Origin of the sequence: Vibrio sp. 10N.261.55.F4 (assembly GCF_041470465.1) — a bacterium.
Taxonomy (GTDB): domain Bacteria; phylum Pseudomonadota; class Gammaproteobacteria; order Enterobacterales; family Vibrionaceae; genus Vibrio; species Vibrio crassostreae_C.
The window spans coordinates 17473-42291 of record NZ_JBFRMM010000033.1; the positions used below are offsets into that span (position 1 = coordinate 17473).

The window sequence follows — 24819 nt, forward strand, 5'->3', positions numbered from 1 at the left end:
TGGCTCAGTTGCCGTTTGGCTGAGTCGCCATTTGGTTTAGTTACCGAGCAATAGCTTAAAATAAAAAGCCCCGATTACTGATTGCCAGTAAGCGGGGCTTCTCTTTCTAGTCTATCCAAGTTAACTCGTGACAGGCTTCAATTCATTCGTCGTTAACATCATACATTGGTTCGATTCCACCTTGATGGTTAAATCCTTACCAACACATTCAAACACATCATCCGACAGTAAATCGGTTACCGCACCAGTCCAATTTAATGAGGCTGTTTTGCTTCGCTTCGACTTGTTGATCACCACAATGCCTTTATCGCCACGGACAAACACCAACAAATCATCATTCGCTTCAACCACACGCATCGCTTCGCCATGAACATGGTTATGGAATTGAATCATGCTTTTCATGTAAGGCGCTTGCCAGTCGTTAAGCCAACGAGGCTGACCGCTCTTGTCCAGAATACCGCTGGTGCTCAGTTCACTGTAAACAAGCGGCACACCGCCGTCTCGACCAAGAATGAAAGCATGAGCCAATCGCTCATCCACTTCATCCATCACATGCTCCAAAAACACCTCGTTATTGGGAATATCATGAGTGACCGCAAACGTGATCGCTCGCATATTCGACAGAGCCTGACCAAAACAGTATGGGTTAATCAAAGACTTAAAGCTGCCCTGCTCTTCAAATGCTTTGAAGATGGTGTTGAACAACGGGAAATCGTAAGCGCCTAAGCGAGTGTGTTTAAGATAAGGCTCAAGGAACAGCTCATACTCTTCTTCTGTCGCGCCGCCATCGGTAATGATCTCACCGAAGATGTGCATTTCTTCGCAGATGTCATCAGTCCACACCTTGCGTAGATGTGCCAGTGTCATGTGCTTTGCCGCGTCAATGCGAAACCCTTTCACACCAATCTCTTTCAGTGCTTTTAGGTAGGCTCTTTGTTGTGCCACCACATTATCGTTATCGAGTAGCGTTGGCAGGCCAGGATCGCTGGCGCCACCGGTAATACGCCCGTTTTGCACTTCCCACGTGTCTTTCCAGTTCTTGATACCAAACGCTTCCACGAAGTCGTTCTCATCAAAAAGAGGCTCAGAAAGGTCACCAAACAAACGTATGGATTCATAATAGTCAGCATCTTTTTGATAAGACGCCATGTCTTGCTGATTGGGATACGTTAGATCACCGCGGATACCCGATTCGTTGGCCATGTGGTTAAACACCACATCCACATAAGTACGAAGCCCATGTCGCTTTAACGTGTCGACCATCGCTTTAAAATCTTGTGTGTCACCCAACTGATTATCGATCACACGATAGTCTTGGGGCTGATAGCGTTGCCACCATTGAGTACCAGAATTTCGATCGCAACCTTTAGGGCCGCGCAGCGATTTCATCGCCGGTGATACTAAAACAGATTTATAACCCAACTCTTGGATCAGTGGGGCGTTCTTCATTACGTCAGCGTAGCACCAGTCAAAGGCATGCAATATGACATCTGTCGCTGGTTTGCTTAACATAGCTGAACTCTCCATGTTGTTCTCCTACCAAACTCGTTTACAGCTTTTTAGAAAAGGCAAAGGCTAAAAGGCAAAGCTGCAATAAATTTCCTCAAGAATGGCATTTATTATATGAGTTACTCATTAAAAACCCTCCTCCTCCTACCAATTACTCACGGTGGATGGTTGAGGGCGTAGCACCAATTATCGCATAACGTCTGGGATGAACACTCAACCGTAGTGCTTTAAAACGCTCACAAAAGTCACAAAAAAGGAGCGTATATACGCTCCTTTTATTCAATCTAACACATATTTATAACTAAGTTCTGTAAAGAACCTTCACGACGTGCCAGCCAAATTTTGTTTTCACAAGGTGTGGTACAAGCGTCTCGCCAGAGAAACAAACCTTATCAAACTGAGGCACCATTTGACCTTTTTTGAACTCACCTAGGTCGCCGCCCTTTTTACCAGATGGACAGGTTGAATGTTTCTTCGCTAGCGTTTGAAATTTAGCGCCCTTTTTAAGCTGCGTCATGATGTCTTCTGCTAGTTCTTTATGCTTCACCAAAATATGAAGCGCTGCTGCTGTTCTTGCCATGATAATTCTCAGTTTGTTGCTGCCAGTTTACTTACGACGATTACTTAGAACATCGCGAATGAACTGACTGTTGTAAATCTGTTTGCCGCTAACGGCTTATCGACATAAATTCATCGACAGCCAGCGTTTAGCGTGATTTTAACCCAAGAACCGCTATTCTTCACTCTATAACCGAAAACAACTGCCTTAAAGGCCATTAAAAACCGCATCGCGACTTGCTGCGGCTTCCATTTCCCTTTAAATTAATCCTTATAAATTAAGCGCGTATTAAGTAGGAGCCACTTATGGCCAAACCGATCAGTAAAGCGAGTCAGTCACAGGGAATGTTGATGTTCAAGTTGTCCCTCACTCAAAGTTTTGCGATTGGCACGCTTAAGGTCAGAGAAATCGTCCCTTTTCAGCCGATGACTCAGATCCCCTACTCCCATCATCACGTGATTGGTACAGTGACTATCCGCGACCTTACAGTTCCTGTGATTGATATGTCCGCTGCGATTGGCTTCCGTCCGATAACACCCGCTGAATACCAAGATTGTGTACTCATCGTTACTGACTGTTTGAGAACAGTTGTGGCGTTCTTGGTTCGTTCAATTGATAAAATCATTGAATGCGACTGGAAGAGCATTGAATCTCCACCCACCAGTGTGGGTCGCAATGTGTTTGTAACGGGTATTACACGTTTTGAAGACCGTATTGTGCAAATGCTCGATGTGGAACTGCTGCTTTCTAAGATCTACCCAGCTTATGAGAATGCTCATATCCCGATGCTGACCGATGTAGAAAGGGAACGCCTCAAAGCATTGAACATCTTATTAGTGGATGACTCTTTGATTGCACGTAAACAGTTATCTGATGCCTTAGACAGCATCAACATCCCTTACAGCATATGTAACAACGGCTTAGATGCCATCGACCTAATGCGACGCCAAGCCAGCGCTGGCAATGCCATTGATCTTCTGGTGAGTGATATCGAGATGCCGGGATTAGATGGTTATGAGCTTGCATTTGAAGTGCAAAACGACAGCGCTTTAAGTCACGCTTACTGTATTTTGCATACCTCACTGTCCAGTGAGATCTGTGTCGACCGTGCTAATCAGGTGGGGGCGCATGAAGCGCTTGAGAAGTTCAACGCGGGTGAATTAATCGAAGCTATGCTACGCGGCGCAAAAGTCTTAAACGGCGCCTCTACGGCTGCTTAGGCTCTGTTATAGAAGCTAAACCTGGCATAGTGCTCAATGGTTTAGCTTCTTAGTCTCTTCTTTCTTCAAATCTTAATAAGAATAGAGCTAACCGTTAGTCTTTGTTTTCTGGCATAGACTTTTTCGGCATAGAGTAGCTCTTACTCACAAATTCCACTTCCTCGACTTCATTCACATGATTGGTAAAAGAGGCCAATGCATAGAGAGTGTTCGCGACTAGGTTGGCGTATTTAAAAAGAATCGGGTCTGGCGACTTTTTGCTTTCATGATGTTCAATACTCACCAAAGCTCGCACAACTTTCTTAGCCTGACAACGACACAAGTGAAGTTCACTAGACACTCGGTGTCCACCGGGTAAGACAAAGCCTTTAAACCCCCCTTCTAACTGCTCACGGATACGATGATAATCTTGCTTGAGCTCGACCAATTCAGACTCGGTGATGGCAAGCTTACCGCGCACAGAGCCATTCAAATGGTAGATGTTTGGCTGCAAGCGTTGCAGGATCTCACGAACCTGAGGCTCTAGCTCTAAAGACAACACCAATCCAACTCGGCAACAAAGTTCATCCGACAAAATCTCAAAATCACAGATAGGACTGTCTTCATAAATAAACGGGTAACAGAACTCGTCCCAATCTCGACTTACTGGTTTCACGTACCGATCCTTACATATAAATAGTCATCAAACGCCAATATACCAAACTCTTTGATTTAGACATAAAAAAGCCCTCACATTGGAGGGCTCCTAAAGAAATCGATTAAACGAGATTACTCGTTAGATACTTTTTTGTGACCTTCTTGTAGGTGAACGAAATCCACCAGATCGTCGCCTGACACTTGGTATGCCTGACCAAAGCCTTTAACGAACAGGCCGTTCTCAGCTTTAAGGTTAAACAGAGAGAAGTCTTGAAGTTGGCTCAAACCATCAATGATTTCACCAAAACGCTCTTGCATCTGGCCAATCACTTGAGTCCAAAGTTCCGTTTCACGCTCCACAACACTTGCTTGAGCATCAAACGTTAAACGTTTACGTGCGTAAAGTTGCTTCGAGCTCTCTTCGTCTTCAATCATCATCAAAGAGACCTGAGGGTTCGCTTTCAAGTTGCGAGCATGACGAGCAATATCAGAAATTAGAACAAAGTAACCTTCTTGGTTCTGAACGAAAGGTGCGTAACTTACGTTCGGGCGACCTTCTTCATCAACCGTTGCAAGTTGAAGGGTACGGCGCTCTTGGCGAAACTCTTTAATTTCTGGACCTAGGCGACCTTGTAGACGTTCTTGTTTTACTTGCTGTTCCATGGGTAATTCCTTTCTTCACTTTCTCTGATTTATTATTTTTGCCCAAGGTTGAGCGATCATTAGCGAACTAAACGATCCTCGAGCATTGATGTCTTGTTTAAGCCAGTTGGCAACCCTATGTAAGATTACTGCTGATTATTTACTATTGACTGTACTTAAGCTTGTTCTTTTAACGCTTTGAAGCGTTCTACTTGGTCGGCAATAAGCTCACGCTTTTCGTTACGGCCTAGGTAAATCTTAAAAATGTTCTCACCGGTTTCACTGAAGAAGCCGAAGTAATGACTTTCACGACCCATGAACGCCTTGCTCACCAAACCGATATGTTTAACGTTATCAAGTTTAAGGTGACCATGAAGCTCGCCCTCTTTGCCCATTAGGTTGTAGTAACCACGTGCTACCTTACCTTTCGGGAATGGCGCTTTAACTTCAAAGATAGAACCAAATGAATGCACGATAGTGGTCACAGGGCCCCAACCCACTAAACCTTCTAGAATCTCTTGAGCACGGCTGCCATCTAGCATTACCGCCATGTCGTTTGGAAAAGCAGCAACCACTTCAACCTCTGAAACACCTAGCTTCTCAGCAATTGCTGTTGGCAGTAGTTTTGGCTCTTCTTCTAAAATTAGAGCTACGCGTTGTTCTAGAGTTTCTGTCATTTCTAATGTTGTATCTGTCATTGAATATGTTTCCGTATAAACGAGTAATTTACGTAAGTTTTAAATTAAAAATTCGATATTAAGCGTGCTTCAAACTTGCATGCGGGTGTACGCCCGAACCTGACGCTTTAGGCGCTGGGTGCATAGCTTGGTATTCAGCGTTAAGCACTTGAATCACACTCTGCGCTAGGCTTACCGCCCAAAAGCTGCCAGCAATAGTCAGGCTCAGATAATCTTCCGAAAGCTCAACTAAACCGTTCTTTTCCCAATGCGCGAACAAAGGCTTGAGGTAGTCGAACGTATCTTGCCCCATAAATCTCGGTAGCGTACTTCTTCTAACAACACCAGAATCGAAACCTGCCTTTAATGTTGAGAAGATAGGCTCTAATGAGCTTTGCTTAGTCATCATGGCAATAGGTAATTGACCTTGCTTTATAGACTCCATGTAGCTGTCTAAAGTTCGATGCTGCATCACACCATGACCGCCGATGTTGCCACCAGCGCCACAACCAATGGGTAGAACTTCGGCATAAGCTTTCGCTAAGCTGTTGTAAATGCTGCGTTCGCGGTTATCACGAGTCCAGTGGTTTACGCTCAGTTGCTTGACCTTATTTTTTGCCATGAACTCCACACCCGCCAAATACATGCTCGCCTTATCTGGCGTATTCGCAGGCGGTGGGATTTTTCCTTTCTCAACAAGATTAAGCATAGGTGCATTGCCCGCAACAATCAGTTGGTAGAGGTCAATGCCGTGTGCGCCAGTAGACATGTAGTCTTCTAAATCTTGTTGGAACACTTCCATAGATTGGTGTGGTAATCCGTATAACAGATCAAGAACGATTGGCGCTTGCTCGGTGCGGCTTAGTGAACTGATACGTTCTAGCACAACCTCTCGGTCATCTAGGCGCTTGGCGCTGCGTCTAACTTGAGTGTTGAAACTTTGAATACCGAATGAGAAGCGATTGAAACCACCTTCAAGCGCACAATCAAACATCTCGTCGCCAAAGCGATTGATGCGCCCTTCCAAGGTCATTTCCACATCGTTTGCTAGTGGGAAATATTGACGAATCGCTTTACCCAGCTGCTCAACTTGTTGAGGCGACAAATCGGTGGGAGTTCCGCCACCAATATAGACAGCGTGAAATAGTCCAGACTGAGCCCAAGGTGTTTTGGCTTTCTGCTTTAGCTCGACCATCAGTGCATCGAAATACTCATCCACCAATTTACGGCTTGCGGCATTTTGGAAGAAATTGCAGAACGTACAACGCACACGACAGAAAGGAATGTGGATATACAAGCAACGCTTATCCTGTTTTTTCCCTTCACTCAGCATCAGTTCGTCAAAGAGTTCTAACTTCTTACTGGGGTCGACCGGAATTGAACTTCCTCCGGCGTGTGCAGAATGCTTTTTCGCAAACGCAAAACGAAGCGGATCAGGGCTAGAAATGCCCAAGATTGATTCGTCAAATTTATAAATATTAAGACTCATATAATCTCTCTAAACACTTACATAGCAAAGTCTGGAAGACTATTCGCTAAAAACTGAGAGAATCATAAATACACGCAAATGATAATGCAATTGATAATTGATCTTATTTAGATTCTAAGCAATAATCCGATACAGATTTTGGATTTGGTAAAGGATTGAGTGTGAACGTTCCTAGATATGTTATTGCAGGCGGTGCATCGTTAGTGATTCATGCAGCGCTATTATTTGTTGCTCAAGAATCCAAAGTATTCGCGATGCCTGCAGGTAGCCAATCGAACACGGTATCGATCAACTTCACTCCCAAGAGCACGCCTTCTCCAGCTCAACAAAAAACCACCACAGAGCCGGTTAAACCTGAGCCAATAAAAGAAACCGTCTCACAAGCCGAACCAAAAACGGTTGAGCCAAAGCAAACTAAGCCAACCCCAAAGAAAAAAGCGATCACCAATAAACCTCAACCAAAGAAAGTTGAGAAAAAAGTGATTGAAAAGAAGGTTGTCGAGAAAAAGCCTGTTCAAAAGAAACCAGTGACTGAGAAAAAGGTGGTGAAGAAAGAACGCCCAGAGCCAGCCACTCAACCAGAGAAACTGGCCGACAAGAAAGTCGATAAGAATATGGACGAATCTGCCAACCAGTCTCAGGAAGTAAACCAAGGCGTATCAAACCAAGAGCCGGTTTTAGTCACTAAGCCTTCGTTCTCTGCGCGTCCTACCCCACCGAATTACCCTCGCCAAGCAAGACGTCGTGGCGTTGAAGGTGTCGCGACTTATGAGATCTGGCTAGACGCTGAAGGCAAACAAATTAAACAAGCATTAGTAAATTCATCAGGCGCGCTAATGCTCGATAACGCCGCATTAGATGCCATTAAACAATGGAAATTCTCACCTCACACTGTCAATGGTCGAGCGATTGCTCACCGAGTACAAATACCTGTTCGTTTTAGGTTGGATTAATCATGCAACAAATCAGTTATTTACAAGATCAACTTGGCTTAATGACTTGGCCTCTTCTTATCTGCTCAGCATTAACAGCAATGATCATCGCTGAACGTGTCTTCCAAGTCATGCTCAGCATTGGTGTGGGCAAACGTGCTATTCGTCGTGAGCTTAACCAAATTTCACCAACCAACAGCAAAGAGATTGAAGCGCTTGCTCAGTCGATTTCAGGTAAACGCCCGCTCTTGTACAAGGGCGTGTCAATGTTGCTTGCTCACCACTCTTTCTCAAAAGGGTTACGTGAAGATGCCGCTGGGATCTGGCTACAAGAAAAACGCCACCAGCTTCATGCAGGTTTAAGACTGCTTGGTTTGATCGGCGTGATCAGCCCACTCATCGGCTTGCTTGGTACGGTACTTGGTCTTATTGAGATGTTTAAAGGCGTTGCCGCGACAACAGGCAGCATCACGCCTAATGATTTGGCAGACGGTCTTGGATTAGCAATGCGAACCACAGCAGCAGGTTTGATGATTGCGCTTCCTGCTATTTCTGGTGCTCAGCTACTAGGGCTATGGGCCGATCGAGTGCTGGCTCAATTGGAGCATACATTGAACTATGTGAATGTGTGGCTAGAAGGCATGTCGATTCAAACCAATCAGTCTGATGATACTCAAGGTAAGCCTATCAACAAAACCTCTATCGGTGATGTGAGTCAAGCATGATTAAAACGCCCCACTCATCTCACACACAGAGCCTAGCGCCAGACTTAACACCGCTGCTCGACATCATTTTTATCGTGATGGTTTTTCTACTGCTTACGGCATCGGTAAAGCTGGAATCGCTAGAAGTTGAGCTACCAAGCTCGGATGTTAAAAACGTTTCTGAAGTCCACAAAGACTCGATTAGCGTCAACATCCTAGACCATGCCCCCTACTGGGCGATTAACGGCCAAGAGTATATCAACTGGGAAAACTTCAAGATTGCCTTGTTAGAAGAGACAGGCTCAACGGATAAAAAACCGATCATCATTGGCGCGGATAAAGCCGCCAATGTTGAAAACCTAGTGAAGTTGCTTTCATTCCTTCAAGAGAACGGAATACCAGCGACTCAACTGCTCACGGACGATGGCTAGAACAACACTCAATTTTTATGAGGCCTAGCGTTTATAAAATTTGGCTCCTGATAGCTAAGACCAAATAGACAGAACTAAGCCTCTCTATCGATTCGAACTCACAATGCGAACGGACTGCTCACTGAGTATCTTCGCGATACAAAAAGAAAATATAAAGAACTTATTATGAACAACTTAAACGTGCTCAATAAATTAAAGACCAAGACACATCTCCTTTCAGTTGCCGCTATGAGCCTGGCACTTAGCGCACCCGCAATGGCCAACGACGCTGAACAACCTCGAATCATCAGTGCCGGTAGTGCCGTTACTGAATTGGTTTTGGCATTAGGTGCCGAAGAGCAGTTAGTCGCGATTGATGTGACCAGCCACTTCCCTCAAGGAGAAAACCTGCCAAAGATTGGTTATCACCGAAACCTGTCTGCTGAAGGTCTACTCGCCCTAGAGCCAACCACATTGATTGGCTCGGATGAAATGGGACCAGACAACGCTATCTCTCAATTAAAATCGGCAGGCGTCGATGTAGAGATTGTTAACACTGAAGCAAACGTGGAAGGGCTATTAAAGCGTATCGACCAAATCGCAAAGATCACCCATACCGAAGACCACTCGCAGCAAGTGAAAACCGATGTGAATCAAAAGATCGCAGCACTGAAAGCGAACCAAGTACCAAGCAACGAAGCGAAGAAAGTTCTATTCCTGTTGCTGCATGAAGGTCGCCCTGCCAACGTTGCTGGCGGTGAAACATCACCAAACGCAATCATCGAGTTAGCTGGCGGTATCAACCCTGCCGCTCAGAGCTTAACGTCTTACAAGCCACTTTCAATGGAATCACTCGTTGAGATGCAACCTGATGTCATTTTAGTAAGCGGCCGTAGTTATCAAAAAATGGGCGGCGCAGATGCCATCCTGAAATCACTGCCTATGCTAGCGGCAACGCCTGCAGGTATGAACAAGCAAATCATTACCGTAAATGGCAGTGCTTTGGTTGGCGGGCTTGGCCTAGAAAGCCTCTCTGAAGCAAAGCGTCTAAACGCACTTATCTACCCGCTATAACTCAACCACCCTATTTCTGCTATCGCTAATTCGCTTCCCTCACCAACTGACTCACGCTGTTGTTGAAGGAGGTCGAAGTTAGCGATAGATATTGAGGCCCTTTATGTTGTTACGCTCCGTCCCACTGAAAACGTCGATGTTAGCTCTAGGTGCAACCCTAGCTTTTGTCGCGCTGTACTCGATCACTGTTGGGCCAATGAACATTAGCTTAGCGGACAGCGCCACAAGCTTAATTAAACCAAACAATGATTTAGCCCCCCACATCAACTTAGTGATTCAAGAGATCCGCTTACCTAGAACCATCTTGTGCATGCTGATTGGTGCGATCCTCGCCTTGTGTGGTGCAGTGATGCAGGGTTTGTTTCGAAACCCACTTGCAGAACCTGGCATCATAGGTGTGTCTGCGGGCGCAGCATTAGGTGCTGCACTGGCTATCGTTTTGTTCTCTGAGCTATCGCTTCAATACCCTGCTTTCATGAACTTTGCTGCGGTTCCTGTGTTCGCTTTTCTTGGCGGCGCTTTAACCACGCTGCTGGTGTATAAGCTGGGTACAGGTAAATTCGGCACCTCTGTCACCATCATGTTGTTGGCGGGTGTGGCGATCAGTGCGCTCTCTGGCGCAGGTATTGGCTTCTTGAATTTCATTGCTGATGACCAAATGCTGCGCGATCTTTCATTGTGGTCGATGGGTTCATTGGCGGGCGCTAAGTGGTCAGGAATTTTGCTGGCAGCTGTCACGCTCGTTGGCTTGTTTGTTGTTTTCTACCGCCAAGCGATGTCTCTAAATGCTCTATTACTGGGCGAGTCAGAAGCGCAACACCTTGGTATCCCAGTTCAAAAGCTGAAACGAAAGCTGATTCTACTGACGGCTGCGGGCGTTGGTATCACAGTTAGCCTGTCTGGCATGATTGGTTTTATTGGATTGGTTATCCCACATTTAGGTCGCATGTTGGCAGGCCCTGACCACCGAGTTCTGTTGCCACTATCAGCGGTACTAGGCGCACTGCTGCTAACCGCCGCAGACATGTTCTCACGTGTGGTACTTGCTCCGGCAGAGCTACCTGTAGGTATTGTCACTGCGATTATCGGTGCCCCATTCTTCTTATATCTACTATTTCAACAGAAAGGGAGAATCCTTTAATGTTTCCTTCAGCTTTAAAAGCGACCGATATCGAAGTGAAGTTCGGCAGTAAAGTGATATTAGATGGCGTTTCCATTGAGATTGAAGCGGGAAAGGTAACTACACTGCTTGGGCCAAATGGCGCAGGTAAAAGCACGCTGCTTAAAGCTTTATGCCAAGAGATATCAAGCAACGGCGATATTCAATACTTTGGACACAGCAAAGACAAGTGGCCTTCTCAAAAGTTAGCTAAGCACCTTGCTATGCTTCCTCAACACAGCACCTTGACCTTCCCATTCTTGGCACATGAAGTTGTCGAGCTTGGTGGGATTCCTCTGCAAGAATCCAACAAAAAACTAACTAGCATTGCTAGCCAAAAAATGGATGTTGCTGATGTGACTCACCTGAGTGAAAGGCTTTACCCTTCACTATCAGGCGGTGAAAAGCAGCGAGTGCACTTGGCTCGAGTATTAACTCAGCTTCACCACTCTGGTGACCAATGTATTTTGATGCTTGATGAACCAACCTCTGCACTGGATCTTGCCCACCAGCACAACACCTTAAAGATTGCGAGAGAATTAGCCGATAACCACAATGCCGCGGTTATCGTGGTTTTGCATGATCTCAACTTAGCCGCGCAGTATTCCGATCGATTGGTGGTATTGAAAGATGGCAATTTGGTGTGTGATGGCAAGCCTTGGGATGCACTGAAACCTTCGATGATAGAAGATGTGTATGGTTACAAAAGTATCGTAGAAAAACACCCAACCATGAGCTTCCCTCAGGTTCACCCCGCACAATAAGTCCGATTAAGGAGCGACTCGTTTTGAGTATTCGTTCTTGATAACAATGACGTAATCCTAAGCCTCGATTTGTTCGGGGCTTTTTATTGGCTCACAGCCACTCTCTCGGCTTAAACTCAATTTTATTAATAACCACAACAGCAAGCACCAAAACGACTCACCTTGAGCATTTGAGGCTCTAGAAATGAACTCTACTTGTTAGGGTTACTTAGCTTTTAACACTGAAGAGAAAAACGTACAAGAAGTGAAACTGCAAGCACAAAAAAAGCCCCCGTAGGAGCTTCTTTTATTGAGTGCTGATTATTGGCTCATACGAATCAATGATTTACCAATCAACCACTCTAGTTCTTTACCGCTAGTATCGCCAAACTGAGTTTCAGTCAGCTTGTATAGACGATCAATACCGTTTGCAGCGAACTCATGTGCGCTCTCAGCAGTAACGATATGATGGAAAAGTAAACGTAAGATTGCTAGGAACTCAGCGTCTTCAAGTGCTGCAACCCAGCTAGCTGAAAATGCGTCAAGGCCATTTTCGAAGTCAATGTGTTCCATGAACATCTTGAAAATACGACCGTCTAGAGCAGCAGTAAAATCCGTTTTCTTTGGAAAGTGATGACTTATACCTGTACGAGAAACACCCGTTTGTTGACTCAACGTCGTGTATGACATCTTGTCGTAACCCAATCTTAGTAGCTGGTCTACAACGGCATCCATGATTTTCTGGATCGTGATTTCTGTATCTTCTTTACTACGCTTTGGCATATTCAGGCTCTTCTCTTTGTAAATCCATCTAACTCAATCAAATGAAGTCAGAATGAAAATCGTTATCAGCATTATGTGAGCAAGGTATTTTTTCGCAAGTATTTATAACTAAATTCACACAAATACTATGTACGAACAATTTTACAGTGATGCCTCTTTGGACACTTTGTCTAATTATTCTTCGAAAATCACCTTACAATCCTAAGTCGATAAGTTTAAATAACGACTTAGAATATGAAATACCCAACGAAAAATTCATTGTATAAATACCTATCAAGCGATAGATAGTCTTATAAAATCATTTCTGGCGCAACTAAGTGAATGATATTCTGACATATTAATAACATTCCTTTTCAACAAAACGTGAGGTAAATCACATACATATTTGGCGGAGCGAATATAGATATTCATCAAACACCTTAACAAACAACATAGCATACCAGTATAAATTAGTTCAAAGGTTTTAATTTTTGTAGATACAGTTCAAATTGCTCGTTAGAATAACCTCAGACTTTGTAAGAGGATTATTTATGAGCCAAGATATTGGTAACAACGATGTATGTGAGGCTTGCGGCTGTGCAGGCGAAATCGGGTTCATCATTAAAGAAGGCGACGATGTTGCTGAAGTAACGGTTTACGGAAACTCAAAAGCACTGATTGAAGCTGAGTTTGCTAAGTATGTTGAACTTGCTAAACAAGTGTCTAGCAACGTTGAGTTCGAAGCATCAGAGATGACTGAAGAAAGCACAGAGTTGCACGCTCGCTTTAAATTTGAAGTTAGCGCTGAGAAGATTATTTTTGAACTTAAGACTCGCTCTCTAGCGCGTTAATATAAGCATTTATATGCTTATTAAAAGACGAGTGAATTACTCGTCTTTTTTTAATTGAACCCAAGCCAGTGACCCATTTTGCTCAAAATCGTTTTCTGCAGCGCACTGAATCACTACGCCCCCCACCTCTAACACAGCCCCAATGCTATAAGCCTTGTCATCGTAATAACAAACTCGTTGCTGTTGACCGCCTTGTGTCACCACCACCGCAGCTTTACCGGGCGTTGAAATTACTTTGTTGGCACTCGCAGACATTGAGCCAAACACTGAAGCGGCTATCAGAAAGACCTTAATAATTCGTATATTTACTCTAATCATTAATTTACCTATCATCTTTGCTCCATTCCTCGTTAATCTACCGCCAAATGGGTAAAACACTATGCGAGATTAATTTTTCCATTATAGTGTAAGCGTCTATCGTAATAAGAAGCCTGTTATGCTCAGAATAATTGCACTTATTATTGGTTCCTTAACCATAACAAATGTCAGTGCTGAACCACTCGATCACTATCAAATATTGAACCATCTCGATAATTACGGAAACTTATATCTACGAAATAAGCCTTATACATCACTTCCAACTGGCTTGGTGGTAGATGGTAATCTCAATATAGAGAATACTGCGATCACACGCCTACCCAAAGGGTTAGAAGTGAACGGCAGCCTTAAAGGCTCTAACAGCCAACTCGCTCGAGTCCCGAGCGGGGTTAAGATAAAAGGTTACGTCGACTTGATTGGCAGCCAAATCACCAGCTGGCCAAGAGGTGTAAGAGTGGGCGGCTTTATCAACCTCACCGACACTCCACTGGAAAGGCTACCGAATGGCTTTAGAGTAAAAGGCGATCTGAGCGTGATCCGCACTCCTTTAACCGAGTTACCCAACGGGATCGTGATTGACGGCGACCTTTATATAGGTGGTTCTGGGATTACAACATTCCCCGAGACCATGACAGTCAAAGGCAACATCTATCTGGGCGGCAACACCGTAACCAAATGGCCAACCAATCTAGATCTCGGTGGTGCAGTCGCTCGCTAATTCAGGCTAATGCTCTAATGCTCTAATGCTCTAATGCTCTAATACGTTAATGCTCGATCGCAGCAACAAATGGTGATTCAGAAACAAAAAAGGAGCCCAAGGCTCCTTTTTCAATTCAATCAAGTTGCTAATCAACTAGCAAGCTAACTAACGCTCGTTAACCAATGTTCTTCACTGGGTTGGCGTAGCTATCGATCAAGTACTGACGCGCACCTTGTGGCAGGCTCGACAGTTTAGCTTCAAACTCTTGTTTAACGGCCGCTGTAATCGACTCATCTTCTTTTTCTGCTGCCAGCAAGTTTACTGGGAACAGTTTGTAGTTATCGTGGATCTGACGATCGATCTCTTCAGCAAGCGCTTCAGGCGTATCAAAATCTTGGTCGATAACCTGACCGAAACCAACGTGAACGCGTCCTTTATCACCGATGATGCCTTGAATGATACTTTCGATATCTTCAAACTCACCCTTTTCGTAACTGCCGTTTACGTCTTTTTCGAAAAGCTCTATCGCTTTAGCCGTGTCACATGGGTCGTTCTCGTAAGAAATAGCCACAGGAACAATCTTCAATGACTTCACGTATTCAGGGAAAGCAATTTTTTGCTTACGTCCTTCAACGTGGAACATTTTCAAAATTGCTGGCTCAGTAAAATCGTTACCGTCTTTCGCACGACCTTCCTTTTGAGCGATCCAGATTGAGTTGCCCGTTTCTAGAGAGTGCTTAATGTAAGAAGACAACTGCCCTAGCGCTTTCATCATCTCACGCGGTCCTTTCAAAGAACGCTTTACGATGAAGCTCTTGTTTAAACGCATCAATTCAGTCGCACATGGCTTTTTCAACAGGTTGTCTCCGATAGCGATACGACAAGTCTGATGATTATTTTGATGCAGAGCGTAATTTACTAACGCAGGATCCATAGCAATGTCACGATGGTTTGATACAAACAGATAAGCTTGGTTCGCATCCAGTGACTCGATACCCGTGTACGTCACACCGTTAGTGGTTTTCGCTAACGTGTCGCGTAAGTACTTTTTCACTTCAATCTGAATGGATTCAACGCTAGTCAGCTTGCTCCACTTCATTTTTAAGTACACACGCAAAATCGGGCTCATTAATGCTTTGAACCAAGACGCATGGTTTGAAAAACGGTAGTGCAAGATTGCACTGATAAATTCTTCATCATTAATAAGACGGTTTAGTGCCGCTGGAATTTCATCATCGCCGTAAGGACGAATATCAACATATGGATCGGTTGGAGAGGTCATTTTTTAATTCATATAATAAAAAGCTGGCTCATTCTACGCGTTGTTTTGACTTCTCGCAGCTACAGAGCCCATACTTTTGACAAGGTCAGACCAGAAACATTGAAAATCCCCTGTTATTGTTGGCATTCTTTAAGATTAACGGTAATCTTGACGCCCCAAAATTAAGGTACTATCTATGAACTTCGCTATTGAATATACATCGGCTTACTTTTCACACTTGGTGATCACACCACGCAAGAAAGTACTTAAACATAGCCTTGTATCGGTTCAAAATGGCTTGGTTTTGATTAAGTTAGGCAAACAAGAGTATGCCGTTGAACCAGGACAAAGCGTCTGGATTCCACACGACTGCCTAACGTCACTGACCTACTTTCCAAACACTCAGGTTAACCGTGTCGATTTTTCTGTTCGTTTGACGGATTCATTCCCAAGACAAGCGGGTTACATTACGCAAACCAACCTCTCTTCGGCACTACTAGAAAAACTAGAGCAAACCAAAGCTCGCGCTTCCAATGCCAATAATACGGAACAAGCGTTTAAAGATATGCTTTCTGTATTGAAGCAAGAAGTGTTGTCGTTTAAACCACTGCTTTGTGAAAGTGCTCTTTCTCAGCGATTCAATCAATGGAACATTGATGATTCAAACCTGCCACAAGAGCACACTCTGGTGATGGTGATGCGAGAAGCGAAGAAACGCATGCAGTCAGGTCAAAAACGTTCACTTGTGATTGATGATCTGTTCTCAGGTAAAGAAGAAGAGTTCGAGCAACTGTGTATGCTTGTTTTTGGTGAAGATTTATAGCTTGCCGGAAAGTGAGTGCTGGTATTAAAACTCGCAAGCCAGATACTAAAAAGCCGCAAAAACTGAGTTTTTGCGGCTTTTTTAATTCTTACTATTTAGACGTAGATAGCAATCTATCTGTGTATCTGCCTGTCTAAAATGGCAACTCAACCTGCATCATTAGGTCGGCGTCACGTGAGTTGTGCCAACGATAATCAAAGCGCATACGCGGCTGCCCTTCGACTTTCTCGCCAAAACCGATGCTGAGTTGAAGACCATGATTCATCAACCACTCTTCAGTCGACATATCATATTGCTCATCTTCAAGGTCTTCTGGAAACCACATACCCAAGCCAACATAGTTTGACTCAATGCTTTGTGTCAGCAATGGCGAGTCTTTACTTTGAAGAACCCAATCAGACCAATAGTCCGGTGTGCTTTCCGGTTCATCATCGCTCAGCCCGCTGATTTCCATCATACGTTGGCCAAAAGACTCGATGCTGGTCGAGAAATCTAGACAGTTGTCACTTTCATCAGAAGTCAGCATGATCGAATCTAGGCTAAAAAAATCACACTCAGCATACGCAGGCATACTGCATGCTGCCATGATCAACGTCGCTGGTATCGCGCTCTTTAGCATAGTCCTCTGACCTCTTGATTAGTGAACTTACATTATCTGATACAGTCCACTATCTTGCAACATCTTTGTAACTGACTTTGTACTCAGTTTTGCAACATCGCTTCCACTTATCAGTGCATTACGTATGTCTGTGCTGCGAATTTTCACTTTTTCAGGGCAAGCCATTACAGACCACCGCTCGGTAATATCATCTGATTTATAGAAAGATGAGAACTTAAAGAAGTTATCTGGGCCAATAACAAATGTCAGTTCAGCGTCACGATGTAACTTTTGGAGTTCACTGAGCACTGCATAAGTCGTGACGCTTTCACCTGGAGTAAATAGGCTCTTTTCGATCAAAGAAAGCTCCACTTGATCCAGTGAAAGATCGCTAATAAATGCGTTAACTAACTGACATCTCGTATCAAAGTCTAGCATCTCTTTTCCCCAAGCATGGGCAATACTTGGAACAAGTAGAATTTTGTCAAAGTGAGCCAACGAATCAATCACACTTTTGTGCCCTAAGCTCGGCGGATTAAACGCACTACCGAAAATGGCTATTTTTTCCATTATTTATTACTGCCTTCTCTTTCTAAGCTTGTGCAAAGAGGTTTTTAAATCGGATGATTTAGGTATGATAACACTAGATTTTTAATTTGCTTGCAGGAAAGGAATACGAATGGAACAGTTAATTCGTGACGAAATGCGCGTACTACCTTCAATTGACCCTCACTTCGAAGTGACTCGTCGTGTGGACTTTATCAAAACGAAACTTCAGCAGTCAGGCTGCAAGTCTCTGATCCTTGGTATCAGTGGCGGTGTGGATTCGACAACTTGTGGCCGTTTAGCACAGATGGCCGTGGATAGCCTGAATGAAAACTCTGGCAGCAACGACTACCAATTCATTGCGGTTCGCCTACCTTACGGCGAACAAAAAGATGAAGATGAAGCACAACTTGCTCTCTCTTTCATCCAGCCTTCTCAATCTGTTTCTGTAAACATCAAAGCGGGGGTTGATGGGCTTCACGCAGCATCTCACGTTGCACTTGAAGGTACAGGTTTACTACCAACAGACTCAGCAAAAATCGACTTTGTTAAAGGTAATGTGAAAGCTCGCGCTCGCATGATCGCGCAATACGAAATTGCGGGTTACGTTGGTGGTCTTGTGATTGGTACTGACCACTCAGCAGAAAACATCACTGGCTTCTACACCAAACACGGTGACGGTGCATGTGATTTAGCGCCTTTGTTTGGCCTGAACAAGCGTCAAGTTCGTGAACTTGCAGCAACGCTAGGTGCGCCAGAGCTATTGGTTAAGAAAGTGCCTACTGCCGACCTAGAAGAGCTTGATCCACAGAAAGCCGACGAAGCAGCATTGAACCTTTCTTACGACCAAATCGATGATTTCCTTGAAGGTAAAGAAGTCCCTCAAGACGTGTCAGACCGCTTAGTAGGCATCTACAAAGCAACACAGCACAAGCGTCAACCGATCCCAACGATCTACGATTAATTGTTTGAATTAATCTTAGAATCAAAAAGGCCGGAAGTTCATTTCAGTGAACTTCCGGCCTTTTCTATTCAATGTGCTTTTCTTTCTGGCCTTCCGACCTACCGAGTTAGTCTACAACTTCGATATCAGTTTGAGGCACACTGCAACACGCCAGTATTTGCCCCATGTTGCGTTCATGCTCTTGCAACGCCGGTACATCAGGTTGATGAACTTGCCCAGACTCAAGGGTCACTTTACAAGCACCACAGAAACCCGCGCGACAGCTTGATGCGATAGACACACCTGCCGACTCAGCTTGCTCTAGTAGTGTTGATTGGTTGTTGCCTTCGAACAGGTAGCCGTTAACGCTCAACTGCAGTTGCTTCACCGCTTCTTCCGTTGATTGAGCAACACCAAACGCTTCTTGATGATAATGCTGAGGATTCAGCCCCATTTGAATCAGCAATTTCTTGGCATTATCCATAAAGCCGTCAGGGCCACACACGAATGCTTGGCGCTTATGAAGGTCCTCAATTTTGGCGATATGAGACACACTCAAACGACCTGACAAACCATCCCACTCTTTCGTTGGTTGGCTTAGTGAATAAATCACACTTAGACCAGCATGTTCGCGAGCGATCTTATCAATCTCAGCTTGATAAGGGATATCTTCTTCACTGCTGCATTGGTGATAGAACACCACATCATCAATCTGACCATGGTCGGCTAAGTAACGAAGCATCGACAACATAGGGGTGATGCCGCTTCCCGCTGATAACAGCAGTAATGGATGTGTTGGGTTATCTTCTAAGTAGAATGCGCCATCTGGATTCTGAGCAACTAGCGTGTCACCGACTTGGAAGTGATCATTGAGCCAGTTTGAGATTTGACCATCGTCCACTCGCTTCACGGAAATCGCCAAACGACCTGCGCGTGAAGGGCTAGAAGATAACGTGTAACGACGAGACACTTTCTCGCCATTAATCACCATTTCAATCGGTAGATGCTGCCCCGGCTGATAGCTTGGTAATAAATTGTTCTCTTTCGCTGGCTCTAGCCAAAAGGTTGTGAAGTCGCGAGCGATCTCTTCACGCTCGACGCAAGTTAAGTGCAGTGACTCGACCCAAGAGTCTTCGTAGTGTTCTTTCTCTTTGGTTTCAAGTACCTCAACAACGTCACCCGCTTTCACCAGACCTTCATTTTTCGCCACAAGGTTCTGACCAAAGAAAACGCCACCACGTTCATTGGCTCTGAACGTAGAAAAGGTATTGAGTGGCTCTTTTGTTGCTCTGAATTCGCCGCTCTCAACATCGACTGTCGTTAGGATACAGCGCTCACAAGGCTTCACCGCTTCGAATTCAACCTCACCAATTCGAATGCGCTTCCAACCATCTTCAGCAAACGCTTCAGTGTTTGAGACGACAAAATTGGTGCGGAACTGATCCATGGAATGCGTTTCAGGACTACGGCGATTCAACTCATCAAGCGAAGCTTGGCTGATGATTAACATCGGGTAACCATCGGCGAAACTGACATTCTGACCAAGCTTTTCTCGAACACGATTAGATTGCTCACCACAGAACAGAAGTTCTACGCGAACACCAAGCACATCGCTAAACCAATCATCCGCCTCGTCGTTGGTGGTATACGCAGTGAAGCTATCTTTCCACACTGTTGCAGGCGCTTCTTGCATCTTGAAGTTTGCATATTTTAGGCGCAGCGGTTCTTTGCCTTCGTAAGTAAAAATCAAACCGTCTGGCTGCAAGCTAGAAGACACCTTGACCATTTTAGGGTACTTACGCGCCGTCACCATTGAGCCGTCAGCCAAGGCCAACATAAAACGTCTGTCGAAGGTAAGGCCCTGTTTTTCGACCCAAGCAGAAGAGAGTGCAATCCCACCTACTGATTTAACCGGAAACACATTAATTTGAGATAAGGAGGGCTGTTGACCTGAAAGCTCTTGCTCCAAAGCCTTTTGATCCAAAGGTGACTGCGACATAACGATTCCAATGTTTTGTTGTTTGTCCCAATGCTAACAAATGGTTATAAATAGATAAACTGGCAGGCATTAAACACTTGATACTAAGTAGGCATGATTAAACTAATAGAATGGCATTATGTTCCGGCAAACCTAAAACTCTTGAAACTAACGATGATGCTTTACACACTAAAAGTAACCCGAATTTATTCACGCTATTTTTAAGTAGATCAGCAATATGCTGCACCTTGTTTCGACAATTGACTCAATGAGCCAGGTTTGCCTAAGTGATAGCCCTGAAAATAATCTATGCCCTGCGATTGTGCAAAACGTAAATCTTCATGGTTTTCTATACCTTCAGATAACAATTCAATCTGATACTTCCGAGCTAAAAATCTAAGACGCTCCCAAAAGGTCGAATTATCACTCCGGTTTCTCATTAACGACCGATCTATTTTCACTATGTTCGGTTTAACAACCCTAATCAGTGCTTCACCAGTGTTATAACCACTGCCATAGTCGTCTATCGCGATTTTAATTCCAAGACCACGACATACTCCAAACTGGGACATCATCCTTTTCTCGTCAATGCCAACCGGGTATTGTTCATTCTCAGTAAGCTCAATCCATAAGGTTATACCTAACTTGTTGCATGCTTGCCAAATTGGGGAAATATCACGTAGAAAAGTGAAACTTAAAACGTGATCAGGGGAGATATTAATAGTCAGAAAATCAATCATTTTCTTCTGAGACAATAATTCCTCGGACACTCTTAACAAGAATATTTGAGTAAACCATGCAATCTTCTTAGCGTCTAACAGACAGCGAATTGACGATTCAACATCGTGCCCTTTTTCCCAACGTAACAAAACCTCAGCACCGACAGTTCCATTGCCATTAGTTATCGGTTGAAAAACAGGATAAAACAATCCCTGATTAACATCGTCAATAAGTGCTTCGGCTTGTAAATTTTCAGACAACATATTCGTATTCATAAACAAACCTCTTTTTGTGATTAATCCATACTACAGATCAATAACTAGCAAGGATTAGCATGAACAAATCATATGTAGCTTTACATGCCTACTTCTTAACCGTGAAGACAAACTGCATAAGTAGTTAAACGAACTCCTGTACAAATACACAATGCCGTTTCAAAACGGTAATCTCGAGTCTGTTACTTCTAGATAGGTTATTAAAAACGCCATAAACTATCATAGATGACTATACTTCAATTAGATCAAATTACGCTTAGGGATAATGTATGTTTGGTGACTATTTAAAGGAATTGAGAGTCTCACTAGGTCTTACTCAGAGTGAGCTTGCTGTTAAGTTAAACCTTGCAAATGAAGAGTTTCGCTCTGTAGACGTGGTAACTCTCAGTCGTTGGGAACGAGGAAAAACCAAACCAACACTTGCAAAATGCCTAAGAATCTTGCGTTGTTTACAGGTTGACCTGAGTGACTTTTATGAATTAATACCTAATCCAAACGAAACAAAGCTACTAGACGAGATTGAACAACTTCGTTTTAATAACAGGGTAACGAAGCTTTCATCATTAAGTTATGAAGAGCCACAAGAGCCACAATCAACTTTAATTACTGAGATGCCACTTCTTTTGAAAGATGATGACAAGATACTATCTAGCCTTAAAATCTTTTACGAAACAGCCATCCATACACCGAAGGGTTTTTTCGACATTAATCTATATGACTACCAACAAAACAAACGAGCTATTTTAAAAAGATTTATAACAGAAAGCGGGCAGTTGGTAGGTCACTCAATTAGTTTTATATTCGAAAGTGACTATTTTGACAAAGTTACTCATTCAAAAATCATTGATATCGACCTGACAAAATCTGTCAGTTATAAAAATTCGACTAAGTTATCGGTTTGTAATTATAATCGTTACTCTTCTAATTTCCAGATATTTCGATGTATGTTAGTTTCTCAATTTATAAACCTAATTCACTATTCAAATGTTCAACGTTATTATTTCTTTAGTGCATGGCCTGAAATCGGACAAATTTTAGAGCAACTTGGATTTAAGAAAATAGCATTTGATATTGAGTCAGAAAAAGGAGGTTTTAAATTAGGCAACCGCTCATTCGAACATTGCTTATACGAAATTGATACAGCGACACTTCTTTCTCAACCCGAAATAATAACCCTCATAAAAACAACCCAGTGGGATAACCAATACTCAATCAAAAATCATTAGGCATAGCCAAACAGACTTTAAATTAAGATGCCTACCATCTTAAGTTTCTACACATAATAATACTTCGCCTTATGCAAAAGATTGGAGAAAATTACTGTGTTTGGCGAATACTTAAAAAAATATCGAATCGCGAATAAACTAACACAAAGTCAAGCAGCTACAAAGCTCAACTTACTCGGAGGAGATCTATCGAACATTGATACCGTTACACTTAGTCGATGGGAAAGAGGAACAACTAAACCAACTCTTAGCCGTAGTATTCGTGTTTTGCGAGAATTTACCAACGATCTTGAGCCTTATCTATCTAAAGTTAGTCATTTACAACATCAAGACCCTAGTTCTAAAAATAGAGTTGATCAATTCAATACTCTGATGGAAGAGAAATACCGTAGTTTAAATAACTTGATCGCCAGAGCAAATTATCAGTCAACATCGATGATCGAACACAATCCTGTTTGTGAATGTCCGATTGGAAATTCTAATGATAGTGAGATTGTAAATTCTGTACTTGTTTTTCATGAGAAAACCTCTGATGAGAATATTAAGCATGGACTCTATAAAATCGATTTTTTAAACTATTGCAATGAAAAACGTTTCATTGCCTATAAATATGTCGACAGCGTCACAGGGGAGCTATTAGGACATAACATAGGCACTATATTCACGACAGAAGGTATGATCTCCGAAATTGAAACACTTTCTCAAAAGTCGATTAATGAAATAGATTTAAGAAAAACCGTTCCTTATAATAAAAGCCGAAAATTAGCTTATTTTGCGGTGAGCCAGCATTCGCTGTACGAGCGACCTTTTCGTCTACAATTAAATAGAGAATTCAGGTTTCTAGCAAAACACGCTAACATTACCGACTACTACACAACAGTTGCTATAAAGAGCTCAGCAGAAGTACTCGAAAAAATGGGATTTTCTGTTGTTTCGTACGAGAAAAAATCAACCAACGGTGCAATCAAAATTGGTAAACACTATTATTCTAAAGCTTTAATGCACATAAAAACAAGCCAGCTATTTACTCAACCCGAGTTCTTGAACTTGCTTACAGGCTGTCAAACCTGTTCAAACCCATGCTCAATTAGCTCTCAGTGTTGCTAAGCGGTCTCTTTCCGCGCACATTAACAGGAGTACCAATCCATCGAAAGATAGTTCTGATGGATGAACTCCTGCTTGCTTCAATCTTTCAAAACACAGCTCTACAGTTTTGACATTCGTATTCGATATTATTGAACCAATATACCTCATTATTTTCCCACTTAAATTATCAGTACAATCTATATACTATGTAATTAAGCGATTGAGTATTAAAGCATATGGTAAAAAGTTAGAATCTAATATGCTATGTTCGCTTGACTACATGTCAACCTCACGAACAATTACATCATCTACTTCATTGTTTAGTAATGTTACATAACTGCTCTGAGTCATGCCTCTTACAGCTTTCGTGTTTTGCATGCCATCCACATTCGTTAGACTTTTGTCAGAATAAATTGCTCGTATATCTCCACCGACTCGGCCTAAAAACGTGACATCATCAGCACTAATAGAAGCAATCGCTGAGGTTGCAAAAAATAAAAACGAACATAAAACGACCTTAATATTGACAAACGACTTCATAAACACCTCAAATGTAATTGGTTACATATGAGAGTTTAGCTTATTCGCAGGAAAAAAGAAGTCTAATGCCTACCAGCCACTCTTGCATCCGTGATATTAGATTTGTAAACATTAATTTGTTCAGAAAAGTCCATTCATAATAATCATGATATAGCATGGATACAACCACATCAATTCACCAGACTTATACATATTATGCGCTGGTTAGCTATTTGATGGCAGTTAAACCTTAGGGAGAGACCGAAGAGTAAAACGCTAATACATATCTTGCAAGTCTTCATAGTAGTTTAATGGTTTTACATTAAGAGAATTAAATTTTATCTAACTTCGTAATATTTAATACCTGAACCTAAGATCTGGTATGTAAACCATGATTCTTGGCAACACTTGATTATTCACATCAACGTAAGCTATGTAAGATCATAGATGAATAGTTAG

At 43.1% G+C, this 24819-nt stretch carries 27 protein-coding genes; 13 read left to right on the forward strand and 14 right to left on the reverse strand.

All coding sequences use genetic code 11. The features are described 5' to 3' along the window. Nucleotides 1-120 precede the first annotated feature (120 nt). Together AB4249_RS15680 and ppiC are read right to left on the reverse strand one after the other, a co-directional pair. Entirely contained in the window at nucleotides 121-1527 is a 1407-nt protein-coding gene (locus tag AB4249_RS15680; protein WP_017062749.1) for an alpha-amylase family glycosyl hydrolase, read from the reverse strand. A gap of 283 nt (nucleotides 1528-1810) precedes the next feature. Beyond that, nucleotides 1811-2092, reverse strand: a complete 282-nt coding sequence (gene ppiC / locus AB4249_RS15685) for a peptidylprolyl isomerase PpiC (RefSeq protein ID WP_258185064.1) — start codon at nucleotides 2090-2092, stop codon at nucleotides 1811-1813. Nucleotides 2093-2373: 281 nt separating this feature from the next. Here ppiC and AB4249_RS15690 point away from each other — a divergent pair, with 281 nt between their 5' ends. Then, nucleotides 2374-3288, forward strand: a complete 915-nt coding sequence (locus tag AB4249_RS15690; RefSeq protein ID WP_017062751.1) for a chemotaxis protein — start codon at nucleotides 2374-2376, stop codon at nucleotides 3286-3288. Nucleotides 3289-3382: 94 nt separating this feature from the next. Here AB4249_RS15690 and AB4249_RS15695 read toward each other — a convergent pair whose 3' ends face one another. From AB4249_RS15695 to hutW, 4 genes are all read right to left on the reverse strand, one after another. After that, nucleotides 3383-3943, reverse strand: a complete 561-nt coding sequence (locus AB4249_RS15695) for an ATP--cob(I)alamin adenosyltransferase (protein ID WP_048610703.1) — start codon at nucleotides 3941-3943, stop codon at nucleotides 3383-3385. Between the two features lie 113 nt (nucleotides 3944-4056). Then, nucleotides 4057-4587, reverse strand: coding sequence for a heme utilization protein HutZ (hutZ, locus tag AB4249_RS15700; RefSeq protein WP_004731858.1), 531 nt, complete (start codon nucleotides 4585-4587; stop codon nucleotides 4057-4059). A gap of 155 nt (nucleotides 4588-4742) precedes the next feature. Next, the gene (gene hutX / locus AB4249_RS15705) at nucleotides 4743-5264 is read right to left on the reverse strand and encodes a heme utilization cystosolic carrier protein HutX (protein ID WP_016784265.1); all 522 of its coding nucleotides are present in this window, start codon (nucleotides 5262-5264) and stop codon (nucleotides 4743-4745) included. Nucleotides 5265-5322: 58 nt separating this feature from the next. Continuing rightward, the gene (gene hutW / locus AB4249_RS15710) at nucleotides 5323-6732 is read right to left on the reverse strand and encodes a heme anaerobic degradation radical SAM methyltransferase ChuW/HutW (RefSeq protein WP_372103861.1); all 1410 of its coding nucleotides are present in this window, start codon (nucleotides 6730-6732) and stop codon (nucleotides 5323-5325) included. Between the two features lie 161 nt (nucleotides 6733-6893). On the opposite strand from hutW, the gene AB4249_RS15715 reads away from it, so the two are divergent. The 6 genes from AB4249_RS15715 (at nucleotide 6894) to AB4249_RS15740 (ending at nucleotide 11775) form a co-directional block, all read left to right on the forward strand. Then, nucleotides 6894-7685 (forward strand): energy transducer TonB, encoded by a 792-nt coding sequence (locus AB4249_RS15715; RefSeq protein WP_372103864.1) that lies wholly within the window; start codon nucleotides 6894-6896, stop codon nucleotides 7683-7685. A gap of 2 nt (nucleotides 7686-7687) precedes the next feature. Then, nucleotides 7688-8389, forward strand: coding sequence for a MotA/TolQ/ExbB proton channel family protein (locus AB4249_RS15720; RefSeq protein ID WP_017064315.1), 702 nt, complete (start codon nucleotides 7688-7690; stop codon nucleotides 8387-8389). Further along, the gene (locus AB4249_RS15725; protein ID WP_017064314.1) at nucleotides 8386-8799 is read left to right on the forward strand and encodes a biopolymer transporter ExbD; all 414 of its coding nucleotides are present in this window, start codon (nucleotides 8386-8388) and stop codon (nucleotides 8797-8799) included. The genes AB4249_RS15720 and AB4249_RS15725 overlap by 4 nt, the downstream gene beginning before the upstream one ends. Nucleotides 8800-8964: 165 nt before the next feature. Beyond that, nucleotides 8965-9852: a hemin ABC transporter substrate-binding protein gene (locus AB4249_RS15730; protein WP_372103867.1), complete on the forward strand. Its 888-nt coding sequence runs from the start codon at nucleotides 8965-8967 to the stop codon at nucleotides 9850-9852. Between the two features lie 103 nt (nucleotides 9853-9955). Then, complete coding sequence (locus AB4249_RS15735; RefSeq protein WP_017064312.1) at nucleotides 9956-10993, forward strand: iron ABC transporter permease; 1038 nt, start codon at nucleotides 9956-9958, stop codon at nucleotides 10991-10993. Then, nucleotides 10993-11775: a heme ABC transporter ATP-binding protein gene (locus tag AB4249_RS15740; protein WP_017062759.1), complete on the forward strand. Its 783-nt coding sequence runs from the start codon at nucleotides 10993-10995 to the stop codon at nucleotides 11773-11775. The genes AB4249_RS15735 and AB4249_RS15740 overlap by 1 nt, the downstream gene beginning before the upstream one ends. A gap of 300 nt (nucleotides 11776-12075) precedes the next feature. Here the strand turns inward: AB4249_RS15740 and AB4249_RS15745 are convergent, their stop codons facing one another. Next, nucleotides 12076-12537: a TetR/AcrR family transcriptional regulator gene (locus tag AB4249_RS15745; RefSeq protein ID WP_004731875.1), complete on the reverse strand. Its 462-nt coding sequence runs from the start codon at nucleotides 12535-12537 to the stop codon at nucleotides 12076-12078. 530 nt (nucleotides 12538-13067) lie between these two features. On the opposite strand from AB4249_RS15745, the gene AB4249_RS15750 reads away from it, so the two are divergent. Further along, nucleotides 13068-13367, forward strand: coding sequence for a YfcZ/YiiS family protein (locus AB4249_RS15750; RefSeq protein ID WP_017062761.1), 300 nt, complete (start codon nucleotides 13068-13070; stop codon nucleotides 13365-13367). A gap of 36 nt (nucleotides 13368-13403) precedes the next feature. Here AB4249_RS15750 and AB4249_RS15755 read toward each other — a convergent pair whose 3' ends face one another. After that, the gene (locus tag AB4249_RS15755; RefSeq protein ID WP_017067955.1) at nucleotides 13404-13700 is read right to left on the reverse strand and encodes a YnjH family protein; all 297 of its coding nucleotides are present in this window, start codon (nucleotides 13698-13700) and stop codon (nucleotides 13404-13406) included. Nucleotides 13701-13803: 103 nt separating this feature from the next. Between AB4249_RS15755 and AB4249_RS15760 the strand changes: the two genes are divergently transcribed. Further along, nucleotides 13804-14403: a hypothetical protein gene (locus AB4249_RS15760; protein WP_017062763.1), complete on the forward strand. Its 600-nt coding sequence runs from the start codon at nucleotides 13804-13806 to the stop codon at nucleotides 14401-14403. A 157-nt stretch (nucleotides 14404-14560) separates the two neighbouring features. Here the strand turns inward: AB4249_RS15760 and AB4249_RS15765 are convergent, their stop codons facing one another. Next, entirely contained in the window at nucleotides 14561-15667 is a 1107-nt protein-coding gene (locus AB4249_RS15765; RefSeq protein WP_017062764.1) for a 1-acyl-sn-glycerol-3-phosphate acyltransferase, read from the reverse strand. A 175-nt stretch (nucleotides 15668-15842) separates the two neighbouring features. Between AB4249_RS15765 and AB4249_RS15770 the strand changes: the two genes are divergently transcribed. Next, nucleotides 15843-16469, forward strand: coding sequence for an AraC family transcriptional regulator (locus tag AB4249_RS15770; protein ID WP_102332682.1), 627 nt, complete (start codon nucleotides 15843-15845; stop codon nucleotides 16467-16469). A gap of 133 nt (nucleotides 16470-16602) precedes the next feature. Here the strand turns inward: AB4249_RS15770 and AB4249_RS15775 are convergent, their stop codons facing one another. Together AB4249_RS15775 and AB4249_RS15780 are read right to left on the reverse strand one after the other, a co-directional pair. Further along, on the reverse strand, nucleotides 16603-17088 hold the full coding sequence (locus AB4249_RS15775; protein ID WP_372103870.1) for a hypothetical protein: 486 nt from the start codon (nucleotides 17086-17088) through the stop codon (nucleotides 16603-16605). A gap of 27 nt (nucleotides 17089-17115) precedes the next feature. Further along, complete coding sequence (locus AB4249_RS15780; protein ID WP_102535294.1) at nucleotides 17116-17637, reverse strand: nicotinate-nicotinamide nucleotide adenylyltransferase; 522 nt, start codon at nucleotides 17635-17637, stop codon at nucleotides 17116-17118. A gap of 109 nt (nucleotides 17638-17746) precedes the next feature. Between AB4249_RS15780 and nadE the strand changes: the two genes are divergently transcribed. Continuing rightward, nucleotides 17747-18577 (forward strand): ammonia-dependent NAD(+) synthetase, encoded by an 831-nt coding sequence (nadE, locus tag AB4249_RS15785; protein WP_017062768.1) that lies wholly within the window; start codon nucleotides 17747-17749, stop codon nucleotides 18575-18577. 106 nt (nucleotides 18578-18683) lie between these two features. On the opposite strand, the gene AB4249_RS15790 is transcribed toward nadE, so the two are convergent. Next, nucleotides 18684-20555 (reverse strand): MOSC N-terminal beta barrel domain-containing protein, encoded by a 1872-nt coding sequence (locus AB4249_RS15790; RefSeq protein WP_372103873.1) that lies wholly within the window; start codon nucleotides 20553-20555, stop codon nucleotides 18684-18686. 209 nt (nucleotides 20556-20764) lie between these two features. After that, nucleotides 20765-21529 (reverse strand): EAL domain-containing protein, encoded by a 765-nt coding sequence (locus tag AB4249_RS15795; RefSeq protein ID WP_372099856.1) that lies wholly within the window; start codon nucleotides 21527-21529, stop codon nucleotides 20765-20767. Between the two features lie 269 nt (nucleotides 21530-21798). Between AB4249_RS15795 and AB4249_RS15800 the strand changes: the two genes are divergently transcribed. Together AB4249_RS15800 and AB4249_RS15805 are read left to right on the forward strand one after the other, a co-directional pair. After that, the gene (locus tag AB4249_RS15800) at nucleotides 21799-22755 is read left to right on the forward strand and encodes a helix-turn-helix domain-containing protein (RefSeq protein ID WP_102332686.1); all 957 of its coding nucleotides are present in this window, start codon (nucleotides 21799-21801) and stop codon (nucleotides 22753-22755) included. Between the two features lie 96 nt (nucleotides 22756-22851). After that, the gene (locus tag AB4249_RS15805; RefSeq protein WP_102332687.1) at nucleotides 22852-23862 is read left to right on the forward strand and encodes a helix-turn-helix domain-containing protein; all 1011 of its coding nucleotides are present in this window, start codon (nucleotides 22852-22854) and stop codon (nucleotides 23860-23862) included. Nucleotides 23863-24117: 255 nt separating this feature from the next. Here the strand turns inward: AB4249_RS15805 and AB4249_RS15810 are convergent, their stop codons facing one another. Beyond that, the gene (locus tag AB4249_RS15810) at nucleotides 24118-24381 is read right to left on the reverse strand and encodes a hypothetical protein (protein ID WP_102332688.1); all 264 of its coding nucleotides are present in this window, start codon (nucleotides 24379-24381) and stop codon (nucleotides 24118-24120) included. Nucleotides 24382-24819: the final 438 nt, after the last annotated feature.